This is a genomic window from Lysinibacillus sp. VIII_CA, from assembly GCF_049943995.1.
Lineage (GTDB): Bacteria > Bacillota > Bacilli > Bacillales_A > Planococcaceae > Lysinibacillus > Lysinibacillus pinottii.
In genome coordinates, this window is record NZ_JBNFXM010000136.1 from 1 (window position 1) to 242 (window position 242).

A 242-nucleotide genomic window follows, 5' to 3' on the forward strand; every position below is an offset into this window, starting at 1 on the left:
GCGCTCAACCTCATCTCCGTCGCCTTCATTCCGCTGTTCGTCGGATTGGGCGTCGATTTCGGCATCCAGATCGCGGTGCGCTTCAATGCCGAGCGGCTCGACGGGGCCGAGACGGGTTCCGCGCTGCAACGCGCGGCGGTGGCACTCAGCGCACCGCTGGCGCTGGCGGCGGGGGCGGTGTTCCTCGGCTTCGGCGCGTTCCTGCCAACCGATTATATCGGCATTGCCGAACTCGGCATCAT

General features: G+C 66.5%; 1 protein-coding gene. It reads left to right on the forward strand.

Annotated features, from left to right (window positions below):
* On the forward strand, nt 1-242 hold a 242-nt coding region (locus ACP3VS_RS24565), incomplete at both ends, for a hypothetical protein (RefSeq protein WP_426390348.1).